Consider the following 23,438-nt stretch of genomic DNA (forward strand, 5'->3'; position numbering starts at 1 on the left):
GAGGGCTGCAAAGCAGCCCCTGGCGTCAACGAATCTGATGCTTGTGCAACAACCGATAAAACGTCGGCCGCGACACCCCAAGCACCTTGGCCGCGATGCTCAGGTTGTCGCTGTGCCGGTTCAGCACATCGCACAGCGCCTGACGCTCGGCCCGGTGCTTGTAGTCCTCCAGCGTGCCCAATGGCTGGTCCTGCTCCTGCAGCTCCTGCAAGCCCAGGTCCTGCGCTTCAATCTGCCGCCCCTCGGCCAGCACCAGACCGCGTCGTACCCGGTTGGCCAGCTCACGAACATTGCCCGGCCATTCATGGCGCCCCATGGCCGCCAGGGCTCCATCGCTGAACGAGCGCGGCCGCCGGCCAGTTTCGGCGCTGTAGAACTGGGAAAAATGACTGGCCAGCATCGACAGGTCGCCATGCCGATCGCGTAGCGGCGCGGTCACTACCTGCAGGACATTGAGCCGGTAGTACAGGTCTTCACGAAAGCGCGCCAGCGCGATGGCCTTCTCCAGGTCCACATGGGTAGCCGCCAGAACCCTGACGTCCACCGCGATAGGCTGATTCCCCCCTACCCGCTCGATGTGCTTCTCCTGGAGAAAGCGCAGCAGGTTGGCCTGCAGCTCCAGCGGCAGGTCACCGATCTCGTCGAGAAACAGGGTGCCGCCATTGGCCGCCTCGATACGCCCCACCTTGCGCTGGTGCGCACCGGTGAACGCGCCTTTTTCATGGCCGAACAGCTCGGACTGGATCAGGTGCTCGGGGATGGCGCCGCAGTTGATGGCGATGAACGGCTTGTCGCGCCGTTGCGATTGCCGATGCAGGGTACGCGCCACCAACTCTTTACCCGTACCGCTTTCGCCACGGATCAGCACCGGCGATTCGGTTGGCGCCAGCTTGCCCAGCAGCTTGCGCAACTCGCGGATCGGCCGGCTCTCACCCAGTAGTTCATGCTCGGGCTCATCCACCCGTACCGCGCCCTTGCCGCGCAGCCGCGCCATGCCGAAGGCGCGGCCCAGGGTAACCTGCACTCGCGAGACATCGAACGGCAGGGTGTGGAAGTCGAAAAACCACTCGCAGACGAAATCGCCGACATTCTGCAGGCGCAGCTCTTCGGCGCTGAGCACGGCGATCCATTCGGTATTGCTGCGCTTGATCAGGTCCTTGAGCGCTTCGGGGTGCAGCAGGTGCGAGGCCTGCAGGCGTACCAGGCCGACGTCGCAGGGCTGCTCCATTGCCGCCTCGAGCGTGCTACTTCGCACATCCCAGCCGACACTGCGCAGGCCCGGTAAAAGGCGGTGGCAATCATCGCAGGGGTCGACAATCAGCAAGCGGCGTAGGGATGCGGTATCGAGCATGACCTTTCCTTGGCGCCAGATTTAGGTTTTTTAACTATAAACAGACAGTTGCGACGCCCGAATTAACAGTAGCAATGAACTTGACGCCCCCCACTACCGTTGGTCAGCCCGCTAAGAAAGCGTCATGCCGCGCCGGGAATTTTCCAACTCAATTGCCGTCTTAGGTGCGCTGGGCAGGCAGGAAAACATCATCGATATAAAAAAATTTCAACGGCCATGTGACTTGAACCCTGATCTGGAGCATCAGTACAAATAACCCCGCGCTGTACACTTTTGTGGAATAACACCGCGGCACCTTATTTCGCTGTTTGGGACCATGAGAGAGACCGAACCATGAACGCCCCGCTCCGTGTCAACGAAGCACTGCTGATCGCCGACCACGCCTTCGAACCCTTCCAGTGCGTAGCCTGGGATGCACCCAACGGTACTGGTGAACTGAGCCTGGCAGTGATCGACCGGACCAGCACCCGTATCGGCAGCAAACAAGTGTCCTCGCGCGTCTATTCCGACCCGGCGCAATGGGCCAGCCTGATCGAGGAAGTGCGCGCCGAACTGTCCGGCAAAGGTTACGACCTGCAACCCTGGTCAATGCCGAAGTAAAAGAGCACTGTGCCGCCAGTGCGTGGTTGCCACGCACTTGTGCAAGTTTCCCCACTTTCGGGGATAACTTTTTCTATTGCGACATCCTGTCGCAGTTACATCCTTATTTGACCACCGCGAACTGCTCGATATGCCGATAGTCGGCCTGCAGTTGTTCGGCAAGTTGACGTGCCCGGCCCACGCGCACCGCCGCTGTTTCCATATCCACCAGCAACGTCACGCAAGGTAGTGGCTGCAACACAGGGCCCTGTTGCAGGCGACCATCGGTCAACACCAGGCAGCGCTGGGTTTCATGGGGAAGGCGCTTGCTCCGGGCCAGCAACCACTGACGCGCCTCTTCCAGTGCCGCCGGCAACGGTGTACCGCCGCCCGCCCCCAGCGCCTGCAACCAGGGCTGCAAGGCCGCCGAGGCTTTCAGGCCGTGGCGTTGCCATTGCGGACGGTTGCCACTGGCTGTCAGCAAGGCCAGGCGTGCGCGCTGACGGTAGGCCTCATCGAACAACCCGGCCAGCAGACCCTTGGCCTGGGCCAGCGCCTGATTGCGCCGGGTCGAAGCCGACGCATCGACGATCACCAGCCACAGTTCCGGCGCCTGTGCCTGGCGCTGCTGCCAACACAAGTCGCGGCGCTGGCGTGGCCGCCCTTTGAGCAAGGTTGCCAGCCAGGCGATGCGCCCGCTATCGCTGGTGCGCGGGCGGCCCCGGGAAGTCCCCGTCAAATGACCGACGCGAGGCCTGGCATCCGCCACCCGATCATGGGGCGAACGGATGCTCAGGGCTTTTTTGCCCAGTTCGGCACCTCGCGCCGAGCTCCCGTGGCCACTGGCTGGGCAGGCAATGCCCCCCAGTCGCCCTGACCGCCCGGTGCCTCCTGCGCACTCGCCTGCCCGCCCGCCGAAGTGGCCTGGGGTGGCGGCTCCTCAGCACGGCGCCGGTGGCGCAAGGCAAACTCGGCAACCGCCTGTACATCCACCTCCTCGATCACCGAATTACCCCGCCAGGCGGCGTGGGCCCGCGCCGCGCGCAGCCAGACCAGGTCGGCACGCAAACCGTCCACGCCGGCGGCGAAGCAGCGCTCGGTGATCCACGCCAGGGCCTGGTCGTCCAGGGCGATAGCTACCAGGCGCTCACGGGCCGACCGGCAGCGTTCGCGCAACGCCGCCTGCTGCTCGGCCCATTGTTCGCAGAACGCCATTGGATCGCTGTCGAAAGCCAGCCGGCGACGAATGATCTGCTGACGCGCCTCCGGCGCCGGCAAACCTTCCAGGGCCACGTTGAGGCCAAAGCGGTCGAGCAGTTGCGGGCGCAGTTCGCCCTCCTCCGGGTTCATGGTGCCGATCAGCACGAAACGGGCCACGTGCCGGTGGGAAATGCCGTCGCGCTCGATGCGGTTGGTGCCGCTGGCGGCCACGTCCAGCAGCAGGTCTACCAAGGGGTCGGGCAACAGATTGACCTCATCGACGTACAGCACGCCTCCGTCGGCATGGGCCAGCACGCCCGGTGAGAACCGCACTTGGCCCTGGCCGAGCGCGACATCCAGGTCGAGGGTGCCGACCAGGCGCTCCTCGGTGGCCCCCAGCGGCAGGGTCACGAACGGGCCGTCGCCAAGCAGATCGGCCAAGCCCCGGGCCAGGGTGCTCTTGGCCATGCCACGTGGGCCTTCGATCAGCACGCCGCCGATCTTCGGGTCGATGGCTGTCAGGCACAGGGCCAGCTTGAGGTCGTCGGCGCCAACCACGGCGGCCAGGGGGAATTGCACGGGTTCGCTCATGTTCAGCTGTCTTCCTCGCCGGCGAGCAACTGCTGCTCGAGGCTTTCACGATAGTCGCCCGGCTCCTGCCACAACCCGCGCTGCTGGGCTTCCAGCAGGCGCTCGGTGAGGTCACGCAGGGCTTCGGGGTTGTGCTCGCGCATGAAATCACGGGTGGCCGGGTCGAGCACATAGGCATCGGCCAGCCCTTGGTAATGATGATCGTCGATCAGGTGGGTGGTGGCGTCGAAGGCGAACAGGTTGTCGACCGTGGCCGCCAGCTCGAACGCACCTTTATAGCCATGGCGCTTGGCGCCGTCGATCCACTTGGGGTTGAGCGCCCGGGCGCGAATGACCCGGTTGAGTTCTTCCTTGAGGGTGCGCACCCGCGGCCGGTCGGCCTGGCTATGGTCGCCGTGGTAGCTGGCCCGCGAGGTGCCGGCCAGGGTTTCGGCGGCCGCCAGCATGCCGCCCTGGAACTGGTAGTAGTCGTTGGAGTCGAGCAGGTCGTGCTCGTGGTTGTCCTGGTTCTGCAGCACTGCCTGCACCTGCGCCAGGCGCTGGGCGAACGCGGCGCGGGCCGGGGTGCCTTCGTCGGCGGCGCCATAGGCGTAGCCACCATGGTTGAGGTAGACCTCGGCCAGGTCGTCGCGGCTGTGCCAAAGGCGCCCGTCGATGGCGTTCTGCACACCGGCTCCGTAGGCGCCGGGCTTGGCGCCGAACACCCGCCAACCGGCCTGTCGCGCCGCCTGTTCGGGCTCGATGCCAGCGCCGAGCAGCGCTTCACGCTCGGCGCGCACCCGTGCGGCCAGTGGGTTCAGCTCGCCTGGCTCGTCCAGCGCCGCCACCGCCTGCACGGCGGCATCGAACAGGCGGATCAGGTTGCCGAAGGCGTCGCGGAAGAAGCCCGACACCCGCAGCGTCACGTCCACCCGTGGCCGGTCGAGCAGGCTCAGCGGCAGGATCTCGAAGTCATCGACCCGCTGGCTGCCGGTGGCCCACACCGGGCGCACGCCCATCAACGCCATGGCCTGGGCTATATCGTCGCCGCCGGTGCGCATGGTCGCCGTGCCCCACACCGACAGGCCCAGCTGGCGCAGGTGATCGCCATGGTCCTGCAAATGGCGTTCGAGGATCAGGTTGGCCGAGGCGAAGCCCAGGCGCCAGGCCGTGGCCGTGGGCAGGTTGCGTACATCGACGGTATAGAAGTTGCGCCCGGTGGGCAGCACGTCCAGCCGCCCGCGGCTGGGCGCGCCGCTGGGTCCGGCGGGGACGAAGCGCCCGGCCAGGGCCGCCAGCAGGCCATCGATCTCGGCAGCGCCGCAGGCATCCAGGTCGGGGGCGACCTGCTCGGCCAGCGTGCGCAGTACCGCGCGCACCGCGTCCCACCCTGCTTCGTCCGGCAGCGCGACAGCACCCTGCAGGGCCTGCTCGATCAGTGACAAAGCCAACAACTCCAGGCGCTCGCGGGTATCGCCGCAGGTTCGCCAGAGGCTGGCGTCGAGTTGTGCCAGCAGGTCCGGGCGTGCCCCGTTCCAGGTCTGCCCCAGATCACAATCCAGCGGATCGAAGCCCAGCCCCAATGCCCTGGCCAGTTCACGGATCAGGCTGGCGTTACCGCCCTTGCCATCGCCCCGTGCCACCCGCAGCAACGCCAGCAGCGTATCGCTGCGCAAACGCCCCTGCGGCGATTGGCCGAACACGTGCAGGCCGTCGCGGATCTGCGATTCCTTCAGGTCGCACAGGTAGGTGTCCAGCCGCGGCAGCCACACCGCCGCGTCCTCCATCTGCCCTTCGAGCTGCAGCTCGCGGTCGATATGATGGGTCTTGACCAGTTCAAGGATGTCCCGTTGCAGCTCGCGGGCGCGGCGCGGATCGAGCAACTGCGCCTCGTAGTATTCGTCGGCCAATTGCTCCAGGTGGCGCAGCGGGCCGTAGGTCTCGGCACGGGTCAGCGGCGGCATCAGGTGGTCGATGATCACCGCCTGGGTGCGGCGCTTGGCCTGGGCGCCCTCGCCCGGGTCGTTGACGATGAACGGGTAGATGTTGGGCAACGGGCCGAGCAAGGCATCCGGCCAGCACTCGGCGGACAGGCCCACGCCCTTGCCCGGCAGCCATTCCAGGTTGCCGTGCTTGCCCACATGGATCACCGCGTCGGCGGCATAGCCGTTGCGCAGCCAGAAGTGGAACGCCAGGTAGCCATGCGGTGGCACCAGGTCCGGGTCGTGGTACACCGCGCTGTGGTCCACCTGATAGCCCCGCGCCGGCTGTATGCCGACGAAGGTCAGGCCGTAGCGCAGGCCGGCGACCATCATGCGCCCACTGCGGAACATCGGATCCTGCTCGGGCGGCCCCCAGCGCTCCAGCACGGCGCGTTGGTTGGCCTCGGGCAAGGCGGCAAAGGCGCGCTGGTAGTCGGCCAGGGCCAGGCTCTGGGCGCAGGGGCGCTGGTCGAGGTGGTCAAGGTCGTTGGTAACCCCGCCGAGCAGTTGGTGAATCAGCTCGGTGCCGCTGTCGGGCAGCCCGGCCACCGGGTAATCCTGCGCTTGCAGGGCCCTGAGGATATTGAGCGCCGCGCCCGGCGTGTCCAGGCCGACGCCATTGCCGATGCGCCCGTCGCGGGTCGGGTAGTTGGCCAGCACCAGGGCCACGCGCTTTTCCTGGTTGTCCAGACGCGCCAGGGTCACCCAGCGCCGTGCCAGTTCGGCGACGAAGTCCATGCGCTCGGGATGGGCCCGGTAGCAGACCACATCGGACTGGCTGCGCTCGCTGCGCCAGGCCAGGTCCTTGAAACTCACCGGCCGGGTTATGATGCGCCCGTCAAGTTCCGGCAGGGCGATGTGCATCGCCAGGTCGCGAGCGCCCAGGCCCTGTTCGCTCTGCTCCCAGCCAGGCTGGTTGTCCTGGGCGCAGATGGCCTGCAGCACCGGTACATCGCGGCGCAGCGGGCGCAGGTTGGGTTGCTCGGGGCTGGACAGGGCGAAACCTGTGGTGTTGATCACCACTTCGGCCTGCACCTCATCGAGCCAGGCCTCGACCTGGTCCAGGCAGGCGCGCTCCTTCAGGCTGGCCACGGCGATGGGCAATGGGTTCAGACCGCAGGCCTGCAGGCGCTGGCAGAACACATCGATGAACGCGGTGTTGGCCGCCTGCAGGTGCGAACGGTAGAACAGCAACGGCGCCACCGGATGCTCCGGGTTCCACTCGGCGTACCAGTCCTCGGGACAAGCCGTGCCCTTGGCTGGATGATAGACCGCCGTGCGCGGCAAGGGCTGTGGCTCGTCCCACGGGTAATCGCGCCCCAGCCACTGGCTGGCCAGGCAGTTGAACAGGTTCACCGCGTTGGCCTTGCCGCCCTGGCGCAGGAAGTGCCAGAGGCGTTCGGCCTGTTCGCCGCGAACCGTGCCCAGGTCGGTGAGCTCAGGGTCGGGGCGGTCGTCGCCGGGCACCAGGATCAGCTGTACCCCTCGCCCCGCCAGTTCGACCAGTTGCTCGACACCATAGCGCCAGTAACCGACACCGCCATGCAGTGATATCAGGATCACCTTGGCATGGCGCAGCACCTGGTCGATATACAAGTCGACCGAGGCGTGGTTCTGCACCTGCATCGGGTTGGCCAGGCGCACGCTGGGGAAATCCGCCGGCAACTGCTCGGCGGTTTCGGCGAGCAGCGCCAGGTGTGAATCGCCGCTGCAGAGGATCACCAGGTCGGCGGGGGTCTGGCCGAGATCGGCGATGCTGTCGTCCGGCACGAAGCCGCCGGGCTGGGTCCGCAGCAGGTGCATGGATCAGGCGCCCAGGGCCTGGCGCAGGCGCGCTTCCAGCTGCGCCGCGTCGAGATCCTGGCCGATCAGCACCAGGCGGGTGATCCGGGGCTCGTCGCTGCGCCAGGCACGGTCGAAATGCTTGTCGAAGCGGGTGCCCACACCCTGGATCAGCAGGCGCATCGGCTTGCCGGGGATGGCGGCGAAGCCCTTGGCGCGCAGGATGCCGAACTCGGTGACCAGCTGGGTCAGGGCATCGAGCAGCAGGCTCTCGTCGGCCTCGGGCAGGTCGATGGAGATCGAGTCGAAGGCGTCGTGGTCATGGTCGTCATGGTCATCGCCGTCGTGATGCGAGTCGTGATGGGTACGGCGACCGTCGATATGCGCCTCGGATTCGGCGCCCACGCCCAGCAACACTTCCAGCGGCAGGCGGCCGCTGCTGGCCTCGATCACCTTGACCGCCGGCGGCAGTTCCTCGGCCACCTCGGCACGGACCTTGGCCAGGCCCTCGGCGTCGATCAGGTCGGCTTTGTTCAGCACCACCAGATCGGCGCTGGCCAGCTGGTCGGCGAACAATTCATGGAGCGGCGACTCATGGTCGAGGTTCGGGTCGAGCTTGCGCTGGGCGTCGACCTGGTCCGGGTAGGCAGCGAAGGTGCCGGCGGCCACGGCCGGGCTGTCGACCACGGTGATCACCGCGTCGACGGTGCAAGCGTTGCGGATTTCCGGCCACTGGAAGGCCTGTACCAGCGGTTTGGGCAAGGCCAGGCCACTGGTTTCGATAAGGATGTGGTCGAGGTCGCCGCGCCGGGCCACCAACTCGCGCATCACCGGGAAGAATTCTTCCTGCACGGTGCAGCACAGGCAACCGTTGGCCAGTTCGTAGACGCGGCCATTGGCCTCTTCCTCTGTGCAACCGATGCTGCACTGCTTGAGGATCTCGCCGTCGATGCCCAGCTCGCCGAATTCGTTGACGATCACCGCGATGCGGCGGCCCTGGGCGTTGTCGAGCATATGGCGCAGCAAGGTGGTCTTGCCTGAGCCGAGGAAGCCGGTGACGATGGTGACGGGAAGCTTGGCCAGTGTTTTCATGTCGCGATGCCCTTGGCAGCAATGGCGCGGGCATGCAGGACGACAGCCACGGCCATGCCGGCCTGGCGCGTTCGCCACCGGATCACCCCGCCCGGTTGAAAGTCGAAAACGTCACGAGGCAGGTCTCCTGGCTTGCACCGCTGCGGCTCGCTGGCCGGTGGGCCGGCGCCTTCCCGCGCGCCTGCGCAGTGGCTGTGCCGAACCCTTCAGTGCTTACAGTTGCGGGGGCAGCCGCGGCTTGTACCGCGTTCCCGTCTTAGCTCGGGCCAACGCCCGAGAACCTCGCAGCGGCAAGGCTACGCAGTGCCTGCCTGGCGGTCAACCGCCGCGGCGATTGACGCGGGCCCGGCCCCGTGATTTGCTAGCGCATTGCGTTCAGGTGCCCCCACGGGGGTGAAACGGGAAACCGGTGCGTCGCGTCTCCATTCCAGGAGCCGACAAGGCCGGTGCTGCCCCCGCAACGGTAAGCGAGAGAAGCGTCCGGACCACTGTGCCAGCCTCAAGGCATGGGAAGGTGACGCCATGGAAGGAGCCTTGCTCCACCTCGCGAGCCCGGAGACCGGCCTGACGTGCTCACAGTACACCCCGCGGTGGGCGGGCGTCGTCGTATCACTCGGGCCAGCCGTGCCCGGGGTCGTCGCGCATGCCCGTTGCCACAACAAAAGCAGCAGAGGAACGCGTCATGCCCATCACCAGCGCCAAACACAGTATCGCCACCCCCGTCAGCCTCAGCCAGCGACTGATCGTCGCGGTCGGCGCCAGCCTGCTGGGGCTGTGCCTGGTGTACTTCGCCGGTTTCTCGCACATCGAGGCGGTGCACAATGCCGCCCACGACACCCGCCACAGTGCCGCCTTCCCTTGCCACTGAGTAAATCCGCATGATTACGCGCATCGCCCGTACCGCGGGTTTCAGCGGCCTGCTCGCGGCCCTGTTGCTGACCCTGCTGCAAAGCTTCTGGGTCGCCCCACTGATTCTCCAGGCGGAAACCTACGAATCCACTGCCCCGGTCGCCGAACAGCATGAGCACGGCGACGCCGCAGCGCCCCATGAGCATGAACACAGTGCCGAGGCCTGGGCGCCGGAGGACGGCTGGCAGCGCGTGCTGTCCACTACTGGCGGCAACCTGGTGGTCGCCGTCGGTTTTGCCCTGATCCTGGTCGCCCTCTACAGCCTGCGCGAACCGAACCGCGTGGCCACCGGCGCACTGTGGGGCCTGGCCGGCTTCGCCGTGTTCTGCCTGGCACCGACCCTGGGCCTGCCACCGGAACTGCCCGGCACCGCCGCCGCCGACCTTGGCCAGCGCCAGACCTGGTGGATCGGCACCGCCGCAGCCACCGCCGCCGGCCTGGCGCTGCTGGTGTTCGCCCGGCACTGGTTGTTCAAGGTGCTTGGTGTGGCCCTGCTGGTGATCCCGCACCTGATCGGCGCGCCGCAACCCGCAGTGCATGAAAGCCTGGCGCCGGAAGCCCTCGCGACCCAGTTCAAGATCGCTTCCTGGCTGACCAACGCCGCGTTCTGGCTGGCCTTGGGCCTGCTCAGCGCGTGGCTTTACCGTCGTTCCAGCCAGGCCTGATGCGCGATCTGCCCGTGCAGCCGGCGATGTTCGCCGGCTTTGGTTGCCGCCGTGGTTGCCCGGTCGAGACACTGGCGGTGCTGCTGCGCCAGACGCTCACCCGCCACGCCCTGCCCCTCTCGGCCCTGCGCGCCATTGCCAGCATCGAGCCCAAGGCTCGCGAACCCGGCCTGCTGGCATTGGCCGAGCGCCTCGGGCTGCCTTACATCTGCTTCGACGCCACGCACCTGACGGTCTTCGAGCCGCTGCTCAGCCATCGTTCGGCCACGGTGTACGCCCAGACCGGCTGCTGGGGCGTCGCCGAAAGCACTGCCCTGGCCCTGGCTGGCGAAAACGGCCGCCTGCATGTGCCCAGGCAGGTACTCGGCGGCGCTACCCTCGCCTTGGCGATCGGCGGATAATCCGCGCCATATTTCTGCAAGGAACCCCCATGACGGTTTATTTCATCGGTGCCGGCCCCGGCGATCCGGAGCTGATCACGGTCAAGGGCCAGCGCCTGATCCGCCAGTGCCCGGTGATCATCTACGCGGGCTCCCTGGTCCCCGCCGCCGTACTGGAAGGTCACCAGGCGCACACCGTGATCAACAGTGCCGAACTCCACCTGGAACAGATCGTCGAGGTGATGCGCCAGGCCCACGCCAATGGCGAGGATGTGGCCCGCGTGCACAGCGGCGACCCCAGCCTGTACGGCGCCATCGGCGAACAGATCCGCCACTTGCGCGAACTGGGCATCGGCTACCAGATCGTCCCCGGCGTCACCGCCACCGCCGCCAGTGCCGCGCTGCTCGGTTGCGAGCTGACCTTGCCCGATGTGGCACAGACCGTGATTCTCACCCGCTTTGGCGACAGTTCGCCGATGCCGGCCGGTGAACAATTGGCCGACCTGGCCCGCCACGGCAGTACCCTGGCCATCCACTTGGGCGTGCGCCACCTGGCCCGCATCGTCGAGGAGCTGCTGCCACACTATGGCGTCGACTGCCCGATCGCGGTGGTCCATCGTGCCACCTGGCCGGACCAGGACTGGGTCAAGGGCACCCTGGCGGACATCGGCGAACGCGTGGCCGCCAAAGGCTTCCGACGCACCGCGCTGATCCTGGTCGGCCATGTGCTGGGCGACGCGCCGTTCGCCGACTCGGCCCTGTACCGCGCCGGTCATGCCCACCTCTATCGCCCAGGCTCGTGAAACGATTGCCGACCGGGGGCGCGGCGTAGCACACTGGATTTTCCAACTGGACGGAAACCAAGCCCATGCTCGAACTGCGCCCCAACTGCGAATGCTGCGACACCGACCTGCCCGCCAATAGCCCGGATGCACTGATCTGCTCGTTCGAATGCACCTTCTGCCGTGCCTGCAACGACCAGCACTTCCACAACCGCTGCCCGAACTGCGGCGGCCAGCTGGTGATCCGCCCCACCCGTGTCGGCAAGGTACTGGACAACAATCCCGCCTCGACACAACGCGTGCACAAGCCGCACGCACCCTGCGCCTGAACCTTCCTTGTAGGACTTTTCTACAGGTTGGTGCAGGTATTTCAACACACCTATACTCGCCTATTACCAAGGCTCCTGAATATCCGTAAGGTGCGCTCTGCCCAGCAAGTCCGCTGCCCAGCGCCTGTAATCGTAGGCTGGAAGCGCGCTGCACTTTGACAGGAGTTACCTGAATGACATCCGTGCTGTTGGTCGATGACCATCACATTGTTCGACTTGCCGTACGCATGCTGCTCGAACGTGAACGCTTCACCGTCGTGGGGGAAACCGGTAAAGGCAAGGAAGCCGCCCGTTTGGCCGAGCAGACCAAGGCGGATGTGGTCATCCTCGATATCGGCCTGCCGGACCTCGACGGCATGGAGGTGATCAAGCGCCTCAAGCTGATCGACCCGCCGCCGCGGATCATGGCCCTGACCGGCCAACCCGCCGACCTTTACGTGCGCCGCTGCATGGACGCCGGCATCTCGGCCTTCGTCAACAAGGACGAAGACCTCGACGCCCTGGTCTTCGCCCTCAAGGCCCTGGTCAAGGGTTACTCGACCTTCCCGCAGATGGCGGTCAACAGCAACACCCTGGAAAGCGAGACCGAGCGCCTGAGGCTACTGTCCAACCGGGAAGTGGAAGTGCTGCGCCGGCTCAGCGCCGGCCAGAGCAACAAACTGATCGGCGAGCAGATGAACCTCAGCGCCAAGACCATCAGCACCTACCGCGGCCGGATCATGGAGAAACTCAAGGTCGAGTCGCTGGTGGAAATGGTCGACCTGGCCAAACGCAACAACGTGGCCTGAGCCATGCACCAGGGGACATCGCTTTGCCTGCTGCTGGTCGCGCTGCTGTCGCTGCCCACCCAGGCGCAAGTGCACAGCGAGCCCCGCCACCTGCTGGCCCGCGCCCTGAGCGTGGCGCCGCCGCTGGCGGTGGCTGCTTCCGACCGGCAGTGGCTCAATGAACGCAGGCGCCTGGTACTGGGCAGCTCGCACCCGGACTACCCGCCCTTCGACATCAACATCAGCCAGGCCGACTACGAGGGCCTGAGCGCCGACTACGCCGGTCTGATCGCCGAACAACTGGGTGTGCCGATCGAGGTGCGCCGTTATACCAGCCGCGCCCAGGCCCTCGACGCGCTGCGTGCGGGCGAAATCGACCTGCTGGGCAGCTCCAATGCCTTCGAAGCCAGTGATGCCGACCTGGTACTGAGCACGCCCTATGCCGACGACCTGCCGGTGATCGTGTCGCGACAGAACCAGAGCCTGCCCGAGGGTGACAACCTGGAAGGCCTGCGCCTGGCCATGGTCGACCATTACCTGCCCATCCACACGGTGCAGCAGCTCTACCCACGCGCGCAGTTGAACCTCTACCGCTCCACCCTCGCCGGTGTCGCCGCGGTGGCACTGGGGCAGGCCGATGTCTACCTGGGCGATGCGATCAGCGCCGACTACGCGATTGCCAAGGGTTTCCAGGAACGGGTCAAGGTCGATCACTTCGTCAAGGCGCCAACCAGCACTTTCGCCTTTGCCCTGGCGCGCGACAACCAACGCCTGCTGCAACTGGTCGACCTCGCCCTGGGACGCATCGCCGACAGTGAGCGACTGAACATCCTGCGACGCTGGACCGGAGGCAGCACCAGTGTCCTGCTCGACCGTCGCCTGGACGCCCTGACGGCCGAGGAGCGCGACTGGATCGCCCGACACAGGCAGATCAAGGTGATGATCAACACCTCTCTCGCGCCGCTGAGCTTTACCGATGCCCAACAGCAACCACGGGGCATCGCCCTGGACTTGCTGGAGCGTATTGGCCTGCGCACCGGCCTGCGCTTCCAGGTCGTCGAGTCGGAATCGTTCGAGGACATGGTCGAGCAGGTTGCCCAGGGCAAGGCCGACATGATCGCTGCCATCGGTTACGGTGTGCTTCGCGCCCAGCGCATGCGCTACAGCCGCCCCTACATGATCAGCCCACGGGTCCTGGTCACCCGCCAGGACGCGCCAGCGCTGGACGCCGTGCAACCTCTGCAAGGCCAACGGGTGGCGTTGCTGCGCGGCTCGCCTTCGCTCGAAGGGCTCGAACGCCAGTACCCAGGCCTGCGCACCGTCGAACGGGAAAACCCCCTGCAACTGATGGAGGCCGTGGCCAACGGTGACGCCGATGTCGCCCTCAGCTCGCAGATCAATGCCACCTACTTCATCAACCAGGTGTTCAACGGCCGGCTCAGGATTGCCGGGTTGCTGGGCGACGAACCGGCGCTGGCGACCTTCGCGGTAAGCCCGACGGAACACCAGTTGCAGGCGATCCTCGACAAAGCGTTGCTGAGCATTCCACCCGACGAGTTGGAGCAACTGGTCAATCGCTGGCGCACCAACACCGTGGTCAGCGACAGTCCCTGGCGCAACTACCGCACCCTGGCCCTGCAGGTCCTGGTACTGGCCGCCCTGCTGCTGACTGGCGTGGTGTTCTGGAACACCTACCTGCGCAAGTTGATCCACCAGCGCAGCGAGGCCCAGCGCGCGCTGCAGGAGCAGCTGGCGCTCAGCCGCGGCCTGCTCGAACAATTGCGCCAGGCCAAGGACGATGCCGAACAGGCCAGCCGGGCGAAGAGCACCTTCCTGGCGGTCATGAGCCATGAGATCCGTACGCCCATGAACGCCGTCATCGGCCTGCTGGAAATGGCCCTGGAGGACAGCCGGCACGGTCATAGCGATCGCCAGGCCCTGGAGGCGGCCCACGACTCGGCGATCGGCCTGCTCGAGCTGATCGGCGATGTGCTGGACATCTCACGCATCGAGTCCGGCCACATGACCCTGCAACCGGTGGCCATCGACCTGGTCGAGCTGATTCGCTCCACCCTGCGGATCTTCGAGGGCAGCGCCCGCCTCAAGGGGCTGGCACTGCGTGCGGTGCTGCCTGCCGCCCCGGCCTGGGTGCTCGCCGACCCGCTGCGCCTCAAGCAGGTGCTGTCGAACCTGCTGAGCAATGCCATCAAGTTCACCGACCACGGTCAGGTCGACGTGTCGTTGCTGATGACCTCGCTCGATGGCGGCCTGCAGCAGGCCAGCTTGCAGATCAAGGACAGCGGCGTAGGCATCGGTGCCAGCGACCAGGCGCGGCTGTTCACCACCTTCTCCCAGGTCGATGGTCGACAGGCGCGCCAGGGTGCCGGCCTGGGGCTGGTGATCAGCCGCGAGCTGTGCGAACTCATGGGGGGCGAACTGACCCTGCACAGTATCGAGGGCCTGGGCACCCAGGTCGATGTCCGCCTCACCCTGCCCGGCGCCGAGCCCAGCGCCGACGCGATGCCCGACAACGCGCTGGTCGCAGCCCTCAGCGGGCCGCTAAAGGTCCTGGTGGTGGACGACTACCCGGCCAACCTGCTGCTGCTGGACAAACAGCTGCGCTTGCTGGGCCACCAGGTGAGCCTCGCCGACCAAGGCAAGGCGGCGCTGGCACTCTGGCAGGCGGATCATTTCGACGTGGTGATCACCGACTGCAGCATGCCGGTCATGGATGGCCATGAGCTGGCCCGCGCCATTCGGGCGCAGGAGCGCGAGACTGGCTCATCGGCCTGTCGCATCATCGGCGTCACCGCCAACGCCCAGGCCGAAGAGCGTCAACGCTGCCTGGACAACGGCATGGATGAATGCCTGTTCAAGCCGATCGGCCTGCAGGCGCTCAAGGCCTGCCTGCCACTGGCTGCCGCGCCCCAGCCTGACCCGGCTGGGGAAGCGCCGCGCTCCAGCGGCTTCGACCTGGCCGAGCTGCGTCACCTCACCCAGGACGACAACCAGCTGATCAGGCGCCTGCTGGAGCAACTGGCACGAAGCAGCGCCGAAGACCTGCAAGCACTGCAGGCGCTCGGCGCCAATCCGTTACCCGAGGCCCTGGTGCCCGTGGTCCACCGGGTCAAGGGGGGCGCCAAGATGCTCAAGGTCAGGGGCGTGAAACAGGACTGCGAGGCCCTGGAGCAGGCCATCGCCCAAGGCGAACCGGTGGACCGGCTGCTCGCCCGGCTCCAGGCCAGCCTGCGCAGCCTGGAGCTGGAACTGCGCCAGAGCCTCAGTGCAATTGAAGGGTCGAACTGATCTGGCTGATGGCGTCCACCACGTGCCGCGACCCCTGCTGGATCTCCATGATCACCGTGCCGGCCTCGTTGGCCAGCTCCACGCCAAGCCCCGTACGGGTCAGGCTTGACTGCATGCTGGCCACCGCGGTCAGTGACAGGTCATGATTCTGTCGCACCACCTCGACGATCTCCAGGGTCGCCTTGCTGGTACGCGCCGCCAGGTTACGCACCTCGTCGGCGACCACGGCGAAGCCCCGGCCATGCTCGCCGGCCCGGGCCGCCTCGATGGCGGCGTTGAGTGCCAGCAGGTTGGTCTGGTCGGCGATGCCGCGAATGGTCAGGACGATCTGGCCGATCACCTCGGACTGCTTGCTTACCGCGTCGATGGTGCGGGCGGCATCGTTCAGCTCGGATGAAATCTGCTCGATCACCTCCACCGCCTGCTGCACCACCTGGGTGCCCTTGCGCGCGCAGGCGTCGGTCTGCATCGAGCTGGCGTGGGCGGCGTCGGCGGCGGTCTGCTGGGTGCTGATCTGACGGGTGATGTCGCTGGCGAACTTCACCACCTTGTACAACCGGCCCTTGTTGTCGAAGATCGGGTTGTAGGACGCCTCCAGGTACACGGTCTGGCCTTGCTTGTTGACGCGTTCGAAGCGGTGCGAATGGTACTCGCCGCGATTGAGCGAGGCCCAGAAGTCGCGGTACTCGGCCGACTCGCGCTCATGGGGCAGGCAGAACAGCCCATGGTGGCGCCCGACCACCTCCTCCAGGCGATAGCCCATGGTGTCGAGGAAGTTCTGGTTGGCCTTGATCACCCGCCCGGCCGGTGTGAACTCGATCACCGCCATGGAGCGGCCAATGGCCTTGAGCAGGCTTTCGCTCTCATGCTCCTCGATCACGTGGCGGGTGATGTCGGAGGCCACCTTGATCACGCTGGTGACCTGCTGGCGCTCGTCGATCACCGGCATGTAGCTGGCCTCCAGCCACACCTCGCGACCGGCCTTGTCCAGGCGTTCGAAGGTGCCGCTGATGGCCTTGCCCTCGCCCAGCTCGCGCCAGAGCTGCTGGTACTCGGCGCTCTTGGCGTAGGTCGGGTCGCAGAAGATCCGGTGGTGCTTGCCACGAATCTCATCGGCGTTGTAGCCCATGGTCTTGCAGAAGTGCTCGTTCGCCTCGAGGATCGTGCCATCCGGCGCGAACTCGATCATCGCCATGGAACGGCTGATCGCGGCCAGCTTCGCCTCCATGCCCGCCAGGGCCTGCCGGGCGCGCTGGATTTCGACCAGATCGGACTTGCGATGGTATTCGAACATGGGCCGGGGCTCCTGTATCCACGGAATGCCCTGAGCATAGATCGGCCCAAGCGCCATGCAAGCGATCTGATATCACTTTTGGATTAGGCATTTGTACCGTTTGTCTGCCCGTGGCCTCAACTCCCGCCAGTCCAGGCTCGGGCTGTCGTCAGAACTGCACGCCGCGGGTCAGGCCGCCATCGACCAGCAGGTTGGTGCCAGTGATGAAGCTTGCCGCCGGGCTGGCCAGGAACACCGCAGCCCGGGCTACCTCGTCCGGCCGCGCCATGCGTCCGAGCGGGTTGGCCGCCAGGCTGCGGGCAAACACCTCGGGCTGCTCGCGTTCGATCCGTCCCCAGACGCCATCGACGAAATACACGTTGCCGGGCGATACGCAATTTACCCGGATACCCTCGCCGACATGGCGCGCCGATAGTGTCTTGCCATAGTGATTCAGCGCGGCCTTGAGCACCCCGTACGGCTCGTCGAAACTGCTCAGTTCACGCCCGGACACGCTGGAGATCAAGACCACCGCCGCTTGCGCGGAAGCCTTGAGCCAAGGCAGCGCCGCCGTAACCTGGCCCACCGTGCCCAACAGGTCGGTTTCAAAGGCCTGGCGCCATATCGAGGCTTCGCTGCCGTGGGCCAGGGCGCTGACGTTGGGCACGACAATATCGATGCCGCCCATGCGCTCGGCGGCAGCGGCGATCCACCCGTCGACCTGCGCGGCATCGGTGATGTCCACCGCCCTGCCGCAGGCCTGGTCGCCAAGCTCGGCCTCGGCCTGGCGCACCCCGGCCTCGTCCCGCGCGCAGAACGCCACCTGGGCGCCTTCGGCGAGAAAGCACTCGACAATGGCCCGGCCGATACCCCGTGTGCCACCGCTGACCACGACCCGGGCACCTTGCAGTTGCAGATCCATGTACTGATTCCTCTGGCTGGTTGAAGTGCCGGCGAGTGTAGGCACAGCCCCCCGTCAACAGTGGAAGCGGGCGCAGAAAAGCCTCAAGGTTCGGCATTGCCGAACTCGAGCGCCTGCGCCGCCTTGCGATTGCAGGCACAATGGGCAGTCATCGAATACCGGGATCGCTTTATGTCCGCCAACAGTCGCCAGATCCAGTCCCTGGAACGGGCCATGCACCTGCTCGAACTTATCCGCGCCGAAGGCGGTCGGGCGCGCCTGAACGACCTCGCCGAACGCAGTGGCCTGGGCAAGAGCACGGTGCATGGGCTGCTGGATACCCTGATGTCGCTGGGCTACGTCACTCGCGAGCAGCGTCACTACGCCCTCGGTCTGCGCCTGCGCCAGCTGGCCCAGCCACTGAGCGAGACCGAGCAGCGCCTGCGCCAGGCCTTCACCCCGGCGCTGCGCGCCTTTGCCGACCTGTGTGGGGAGCACTGCTTCCTGGCAGTGCCCGGCGGCACGCGTGCCTACCTCACGCTGGCGGCACTGGATGGCCGGGGTCAGGCTTTGCAACTGCCCGCGGACACCCGTCGCGACGGCCTGGCCACCTCGGCGATCGGCAAGGTGCTGCTGGCCCATGACCCTCAGCTGGCCAGGCAACTGCTGCGCACCCAACCAGTCCCGCAAACGCTCGAGCAGGAGCTGCACCAGGTCGCCAGCCAGGGGTTTGCCCTCGACCTGGCCGCCTCGCGTGGGGACCTGCACTGCTTCGCCCTGCCCCTGCGCCTGCGCGGCCAGGTGGTCGCTGCACTCGGTGCCGGCGGGCCGGCGCAACGCCTGCCGGCGCCGGTGATGCGACGCATGGCGAGCCGGGCGATGCGCTCGCTGTTCGACCTGGTGAAGTGTTGACTCGCGACAAGGCGCAGCAACCTCCACTCAAAGTCTGCGCGCCAATCCACCCGGCGCAGGCGGTCCTTCTATAATCTCCAGGTACCCGCAGCGCGATGCTGCCCCTCCAGAGGGATACACATGAAGATCGTGGTCACCAGCATCCTCGTCGACGATCAGGCCAGGGCCCATACCTTCTACCACCATATACTGGGTTTTGAACCCAAGCACGACATCCCCATGGGCAAGCACCGCTGGCTCACCCTCACCTCCCCCAACGACCCCAACGGCGTCGAGCTGCTGCTCGAACCCGACGCCCACCCTGCGGCGAAGACCTACAAGGCCGCGCTCAAGCAGGCCGGCATTCCCGCCACCTCGTTCGGCGTGCGCGATATCCAGGCCGAGTATGAGCGGCTGTGCAAGGCCGGCGTGAAGTTCACCCAGCCGCCCACGGCCATGGACGCTGTCACCGTGGCCGTGTTCGACGACACCTGCGGCAACCTGATCCAGATCGCCCAGCGGCATTGATCAGCCCTGCTTCACCGGAAAACGCAGCGTGGCGCAAAGGCCCCGTGGCGAGCCATTGCGCAACTGCACGCTAGCGTCCAGGCGCTGGACGATGGTGCGCACGATCGACAGTCCCAGGCCGGCGCCATTGGGCGCATCCTTGCTGTAGAAGCGTTCGAACACGCGCTCAAGATCCGCCGCCTCGATACCCGGCCCTTCGTCCTCGATCGCCAGGACCAACGCATGGTCCTCGCAGCGCAGCGTGACACGTACCCGTCCACCCGGCGGCGAATGGTCCACCGCATTGGTCACCAGGTTCTGCAAGGCAATGCCCAATGCGCCGGCATCGCTGTACAAGCGGTAATCAGCACCCTCGGCAATGTCCAGGGATGGCTCCTGGCCGCGCTCGAGCATCCAGGGTGTCAGCTGCGCCAAGGTCTCGACGACCAGCGCGGCCAGGTCGAGCTCGGCCCAGTCGCGCTGCGCCAGACGCGGCTCGAGCCGCGCCAGGGTCAGCAGCTGGTTGACCACCCGGGTCAGGCGATCGACGCCGCCGATCAGGAATCCCAGGGCCTTGTCGCGCTCGGCCGCGCTGGTGGCGGCCTGGGCGTTCTGCGCATGCAGGCGCAGGATCGCCAGTGGCGTGCGCATTTCGTGGGCGGCGTCGGCAATGAACCGGTGCTCGCGGCGCAGCAGTTCGTCGATCTGCGCCAATAACCGGTTGATCGCCGCCTGCATGGGCTCCAGCTCCTTGGGCAGCGGCACCAACTGCAGGGGCTCAAGGGACTCGGCATGTCGCCCGCGGATCACCCGGGCCATGTTCTGCAGCGGCTGCAGGCCCCAGCCGATCGCGGCCCAGACCAGCAGGGCCAGGGCCAGGCTGCCGAGCAGGAACGGCATCAGGGTATGGCGCACGATACGGTCGATGAGGTCGTAGCGCACGTCATTGCGCTCCCCTACCCAGATCAGCCAGCGCTTCTCCGGCACCGGCAGCACGAAGCCGCGCCAACGCTGACCCTGCACCTGCATGTCGGCAAACCCCGGCGTGCTCGGTGGCGTGGTGAATGCAGGCGCACTGGGCGTGTGCACCAGCAGGTTGGCGCGGTCGTCCCAGACCTGGAAGGCCAGCTTGCTCTCATACGGGTGGCCGACCCGATGGCGCCCCGCCTTGCTCAAGGCCTCATCGAATGCCTGGTACAGCGCCTGGCGGTTCTGCTCCTGCACCGGCAGGCTCATGACCCCTTGCAGCAGGCGTGCGTTCTGCGCCAGGTGGGCGTCGTAGACTTCGGTGATCTCATGACGGCTGTCGTGGTAGTTGTACAGCGCCAGCAGGCCACTGCCGACCAGCAGCAACAGCATGACCCGCCATAGGGTTCGCTGGCGCAGCGAACTCATGCACGCCCCTCCACCAGGTAGCCGATGCCACGCACGGTGCGGATCAGGCCATTGAACAGCTTCTTGCGCAACTGGTAGATGTTGACCTCCAGGGTATTGCTCTCGGGCTCTTCATCCCAGCCGTAGAGCAACCGGGTCAGGCGCTCGCGGGTGAAGACCTTGCCCGGCTGGGCGAGCAGTTCGTGCAGCAGCAGGTACTCCTTGGGCGTGAGCACCACCGGCTGGCCCTTGTAGCGCACCTGCTGGGTGGCCGGGTCGAGGCTGACGCCGGCATGTTCGATCAGCACCCTGGCGCGGCCGGCGCTGCGCCGCAGCAAGGCGCGCAAACGGGCCTTGAGTTCGTTGAGATCGAAGGGTTTGACCAGGTAGTCGTCGGCGCCGGCATCGAGCCCGGCGATACGGTCCTCGAGCGCGTCGCGAGCCGTGAGGATCAGCACCGGCATGGTGTTTTCGGTCGCCCGCAGGCGTCGCAGCAGCTCGAGTCCGTCCAGCCGCGGCAGGCCCAGGTCCAGGACCAGCAGGTCGAAGGTCTCGACGCCCAGGGCGTGCAGCGCGCTCTGGCCATCCTGCAGCCAGTCGAGGGTATAGCCCTCCAGGCGCAAGCCATCGCAGATCCCCTCGCCAAGGGCGGGGTCGTCTTCAACCAGCAGCAGGCGCATGCTCAGTCCTGTTTGTCCCTGATGGCCTTGAGTAAAGCATCGATTTCCCCGCGCCGACCCTCGTCGGCCAGTTCGCGCCCCGGACGTGGCGCGGCGCGCAGCGCCTTGTCCAGGGCGGCGCGGGCCTCGGCGTAGCGGTTCTGCCGGTACAGGTGGTCGGCCCAGAAGTAGTTGCTGTCGATACCGTCGGGGTTGATCGCCAATGCCTGGCGCAGCATGGCTTCGGCCTTGTCCTTGTCGCCGAACCCCAAAGGCCAGCCCGGCACCCGGTCGTACAATGCGCCGAGGCTGGTGTAGGCCGAGCCTTGCAGGGCCTTGGGGTCCATCGCCAAGGCCTTCTCCAGGCTGGCGCGGGCGGCCTTGACCTTGCCCAGTGCGCCGAGCCCACCCGTGGCACCGGCCCAGCTGCTGTCGACGATACCTTCCCAGATCAGCGGCTGCGCCGAGCCCGGGTACTGACGAACCAAAGCCGCCGCGTCCGCCGCCAGGGCCTCGAAGGCTTTGCTGCGCTGCGCCTCGGGCAGTTTGTACTGGATCTGCGCCCAGCGCTGCTGCACCTCGTTCAGACGTTGGCTGCCGGCCTGGTCCAGAGCCCAGACAACCGGCGAGAAGGCCAGCACACTGGCCAGTAACAGACGTTTCATTTGCCTGACTCCTTGCCCGAGTGGGCGCTGTAGCGACGAATCAGCGGCAGTTGTTTGCGCAGGGCACGATCAACCAGCCCGGGCAACATGCCGTTCAAACGCACGAAGAGTTTTTCCGGCCAGCCCAGGTACAACTCGCTGCGGTCGGCCTGGACCGCGGCAAGCACGGCCCGGGCCACATCCCCCGGCTGATCCACGCCGACCTTCAACGCCTGGTTGAGCGCCGTCGCGGCACTGCTGTTCATCGCCGTGCGCGTTGCCCGTGGCGCGGCGTACAGCACGTTCACCGAGGTGTCGGCCAATTCGCGGCGCAAGGCCTCGGAGAAGCCGCGCAGTGCGAACTTGCTGGCACAGTAGACGGCATAGCCGGGGTAGCCGATCGAGCCGTAGGTGGAGCCGACGTTGACCACCAGTGCCCGAGGCTGCAGGCGCAGCAATGGCAGGCAGCCACGGGTGAGCTGCACCGCGGCCTTGAGGTTGATGTCCAGCAGTTCGTCGAGGGCGGCTTCGTCGAGCTGGTCGAGCAAGGCGAAGCGGTTGATCCCGGCGGCATTGATCAGCACATTGACCCCGTCCATGGCCCGGGCGGCGCTCAGTACCGCCTGGCGACCCTCGGCGCCGCGCAGGTCGGCCGCCTGCCAGCGCAACTGTTGCGGGTAGCGGTTCATCAACTGCGCCAGCCTGCCCATGTGCCGGCTCACCGCCAGTACCCGCGCACCGGCGGCGCACAGCTGTTCGGCCAGTTCCAGGCCGATGCCGCCACTGGCACCGGTCAGCACCACCACGCATTCAGGCAAGCGCATGGCGCACCTCGGTCTGGCCGGCCCGCGGCAAGCCCTGGAACATTTCGGTGTACAGTCGGTACACCACCTTGGCGGCGTGGATCACCGCCTGCTGGTCGTCGCTGTCCTCCAGGCGGTCCATGAGGCCGCGATACGTCAGCATGTGGTCCTGGTCGAGGGCGCCATGGGAGCTGAGGTAGCTGAACGCCTTGTCCGACAGTCCCAGGCTACCCTGGATCCTGCCGGCGGCCTGGGTGGCCAGGGCGATGCTGGTCCCTTCGAGCACATTGACCATGCCGAACAGCCCTACCGGATTGCCCCGGGCAATCAGGTCGTAAAGGTAGGCCACCATCAGTTCGATCGGCAGTGCCGGCCGGCCGTCACGGGCAGTGGCCGGGTCGGCGCCGCAAGCGGCGATGTCGTCGAGGATCCAGCGCTCATGGCCGTACTCCTCCTCGATGTACTCGCACACCGCGCCGCGCAGCCATTCCAGGCGCGACGGCATCCGCGCGCCGCAGGCCATCATCAGCGGCACGGTATGGCGAACATGGTGGTAGGCCTGGGTCAGGAAAGCCACGTAGCCCTCAAGGCTGACCACCCCGCCCAAGGCATCGCGGATCACCGGGACGCTGAACAAGGCTTCACGCTCCCTCGCAGTCTGCGCTTGCAGGATTTCGAAAAAGGACATGGCG

At 66.6% G+C, this 23,438-nt stretch carries 22 protein-coding genes, 1 pseudogene and 2 riboswitches; of the genes and pseudogenes, 10 read left to right on the plus strand and 13 right to left on the minus strand.

All coding sequences use genetic code 11. The annotated features are described in order from the left end of the window. Positions 1-25 precede the first annotated feature (25 nt). The gene (locus POF53_RS17420; RefSeq protein WP_110739696.1) at positions 26-1,351 is read right to left on the minus strand and encodes a sigma-54 dependent transcriptional regulator; all 1,326 of its coding nucleotides are present in this window, start codon (positions 1,349-1,351) and stop codon (positions 26-28) included. 333 nt (positions 1,352-1,684) lie between these two features. Here POF53_RS17420 and POF53_RS17425 point away from each other — a divergent pair, with 333 nt between their 5' ends. After that, positions 1,685-1,951, plus strand: coding sequence for a hypothetical protein (locus POF53_RS17425; RefSeq protein WP_028690802.1), 267 nt, complete (start codon positions 1,685-1,687; stop codon positions 1,949-1,951). Positions 1,952-2,054: 103 nt separating this feature from the next. Here POF53_RS17425 and POF53_RS17430 read toward each other — a convergent pair whose 3' ends face one another. From POF53_RS17430 to cobW, 4 genes are read right to left on the minus strand one after another with little or no spacing between them, the layout of a single operon-like run. Continuing rightward, positions 2,055-2,669, minus strand: a complete 615-nt coding sequence (locus POF53_RS17430) for a vWA domain-containing protein (protein WP_232856974.1) — start codon at positions 2,667-2,669, stop codon at positions 2,055-2,057. A 53-nt stretch (positions 2,670-2,722) separates the two neighbouring features. Beyond that, on the minus strand, positions 2,723-3,721 hold the full coding sequence (locus POF53_RS17435; protein ID WP_498968705.1) for a magnesium chelatase ATPase subunit I: 999 nt from the start codon (positions 3,719-3,721) through the stop codon (positions 2,723-2,725). Between the two features lie 2 nt (positions 3,722-3,723). Continuing rightward, the gene (gene cobN / locus POF53_RS17440) at positions 3,724-7,485 is read right to left on the minus strand and encodes a cobaltochelatase subunit CobN (protein WP_498968707.1); all 3,762 of its coding nucleotides are present in this window, start codon (positions 7,483-7,485) and stop codon (positions 3,724-3,726) included. 3 nt (positions 7,486-7,488) lie between these two features. Then, complete coding sequence (gene cobW, locus POF53_RS17445; RefSeq protein WP_203646376.1) at positions 7,489-8,556, minus strand: cobalamin biosynthesis protein CobW; 1,068 nt, start codon at positions 8,554-8,556, stop codon at positions 7,489-7,491. A 100-nt stretch (positions 8,557-8,656) separates the two neighbouring features. Next, positions 8,657-8,856, minus strand: a riboswitch (cobalamin riboswitch). Between the two features lie 59 nt (positions 8,857-8,915). After that, positions 8,916-9,138, plus strand: a riboswitch (cobalamin riboswitch). A gap of 100 nt (positions 9,139-9,238) precedes the next feature. Here cobW and POF53_RS17450 point away from each other — a divergent pair. The 7 genes from POF53_RS17450 to POF53_RS17480 all read left to right on the plus strand — a co-directional run bounded on the left by POF53_RS17450 (position 9,239) and on the right by POF53_RS17480 (position 15,694). Next, positions 9,239-9,424, plus strand: coding sequence for a CbtB domain-containing protein (locus POF53_RS17450; RefSeq protein WP_028690797.1), 186 nt, complete (start codon positions 9,239-9,241; stop codon positions 9,422-9,424). Between the two features lie 10 nt (positions 9,425-9,434). Beyond that, the gene (locus tag POF53_RS17455) at positions 9,435-10,130 is read left to right on the plus strand and encodes a CbtA family protein (protein WP_498968710.1); all 696 of its coding nucleotides are present in this window, start codon (positions 9,435-9,437) and stop codon (positions 10,128-10,130) included. Then, on the plus strand, positions 10,130-10,531 hold the full coding sequence (locus POF53_RS17460) for a cobalamin biosynthesis protein (protein WP_232856971.1): 402 nt from the start codon (positions 10,130-10,132) through the stop codon (positions 10,529-10,531). The genes POF53_RS17455 and POF53_RS17460 overlap by 1 nt, the downstream gene beginning before the upstream one ends. 29 nt (positions 10,532-10,560) lie before the next feature. Next, positions 10,561-11,313 carry a precorrin-4 C(11)-methyltransferase gene (gene cobM / locus POF53_RS17465; RefSeq protein WP_203646373.1) on the plus strand — a complete coding sequence of 251 codons (753 nt, stop codon included), beginning with the start codon at positions 10,561-10,563 and terminating at the stop codon, positions 11,311-11,313. A gap of 65 nt (positions 11,314-11,378) precedes the next feature. Next, a complete protein-coding gene (locus POF53_RS17470; protein WP_203646372.1) occupies positions 11,379-11,621 on the plus strand; it encodes a DUF1272 domain-containing protein in 243 nt (80 codons plus the stop codon). Positions 11,622-11,794: 173 nt separating this feature from the next. Beyond that, positions 11,795-12,409: a response regulator transcription factor gene (locus POF53_RS17475; RefSeq protein ID WP_203646370.1), complete on the plus strand. Its 615-nt coding sequence runs from the start codon at positions 11,795-11,797 to the stop codon at positions 12,407-12,409. A 3-nt stretch (positions 12,410-12,412) separates the two neighbouring features. Continuing rightward, positions 12,413-15,694 carry a transporter substrate-binding domain-containing protein gene (locus POF53_RS17480; protein ID WP_498968713.1) on the plus strand — a complete coding sequence of 1,094 codons (3,282 nt, stop codon included), beginning with the start codon at positions 12,413-12,415 and terminating at the stop codon, positions 15,692-15,694. Here POF53_RS17480 and POF53_RS17485 read toward each other — a convergent pair. The 3 genes and pseudogenes from POF53_RS17485 to POF53_RS17495 all read right to left on the minus strand — a co-directional run bounded on the left by POF53_RS17485 (position 15,669) and on the right by POF53_RS17495 (position 17,889). After that, complete coding sequence (locus tag POF53_RS17485; protein WP_371349979.1) at positions 15,669-16,163, minus strand: methyl-accepting chemotaxis protein; 495 nt, start codon at positions 16,161-16,163, stop codon at positions 15,669-15,671. The two genes, POF53_RS17480 and POF53_RS17485, sit on opposite strands and share 26 nt — an antisense overlap. 42 nt (positions 16,164-16,205) lie before the next feature. Then, positions 16,206-17,045 (minus strand): annotated as a pseudogene (locus POF53_RS17490) (PAS domain-containing protein); the annotation flags it as partial. Positions 17,046-17,136: 91 nt separating this feature from the next. After that, complete coding sequence (locus POF53_RS17495; protein WP_498968715.1) at positions 17,137-17,889, minus strand: SDR family NAD(P)-dependent oxidoreductase; 753 nt, start codon at positions 17,887-17,889, stop codon at positions 17,137-17,139. Positions 17,890-18,060: 171 nt separating this feature from the next. Here POF53_RS17495 and POF53_RS17500 point away from each other — a divergent pair, with 171 nt between their 5' ends. Then, positions 18,061-18,780, plus strand: coding sequence for an IclR family transcriptional regulator (locus POF53_RS17500; protein WP_203646361.1), 720 nt, complete (start codon positions 18,061-18,063; stop codon positions 18,778-18,780). A 120-nt stretch (positions 18,781-18,900) separates the two neighbouring features. Beyond that, complete coding sequence (locus POF53_RS17505; RefSeq protein WP_498968717.1) at positions 18,901-19,287, plus strand: VOC family protein; 387 nt, start codon at positions 18,901-18,903, stop codon at positions 19,285-19,287. Here the strand turns inward: POF53_RS17505 and POF53_RS17510 are convergent, their stop codons facing one another. The 5 genes from POF53_RS17510 to POF53_RS17530 are packed head-to-tail and all read right to left on the minus strand — an operon-like array spanning position 19,288 to position 23,434. Then, positions 19,288-20,661 carry a sensor histidine kinase gene (locus tag POF53_RS17510; protein WP_232856964.1) on the minus strand — a complete coding sequence of 458 codons (1,374 nt, stop codon included), beginning with the start codon at positions 20,659-20,661 and terminating at the stop codon, positions 19,288-19,290. Further along, entirely contained in the window at positions 20,658-21,320 is a 663-nt protein-coding gene (locus tag POF53_RS17515; RefSeq protein ID WP_203646354.1) for a response regulator, read from the minus strand. Before POF53_RS17515 ends, POF53_RS17510 begins: the two co-directional genes overlap by 4 nt. A 2-nt stretch (positions 21,321-21,322) precedes the next feature. Further along, on the minus strand, positions 21,323-21,964 hold the full coding sequence (locus POF53_RS17520) for a tetratricopeptide repeat protein (protein ID WP_203646352.1): 642 nt from the start codon (positions 21,962-21,964) through the stop codon (positions 21,323-21,325). Then, positions 21,961-22,767: an SDR family oxidoreductase gene (locus POF53_RS17525; protein WP_498968720.1), complete on the minus strand. Its 807-nt coding sequence runs from the start codon at positions 22,765-22,767 to the stop codon at positions 21,961-21,963. Before POF53_RS17525 ends, POF53_RS17520 begins: the two co-directional genes overlap by 4 nt. After that, a complete protein-coding gene (locus POF53_RS17530; RefSeq protein WP_498968722.1) occupies positions 22,754-23,434 on the minus strand; it encodes an iron-containing redox enzyme family protein in 681 nt (226 codons plus the stop codon). The genes POF53_RS17525 and POF53_RS17530 overlap by 14 nt, the downstream gene beginning before the upstream one ends. Between the last annotated feature and the right edge of the window lie 4 nt (positions 23,435-23,438).

Source organism: Mitsuaria sp. RG (assembly GCF_028369275.1).
GTDB lineage: Bacteria > Pseudomonadota > Gammaproteobacteria > Pseudomonadales > Pseudomonadaceae > Aquipseudomonas > Aquipseudomonas peradeniyensis.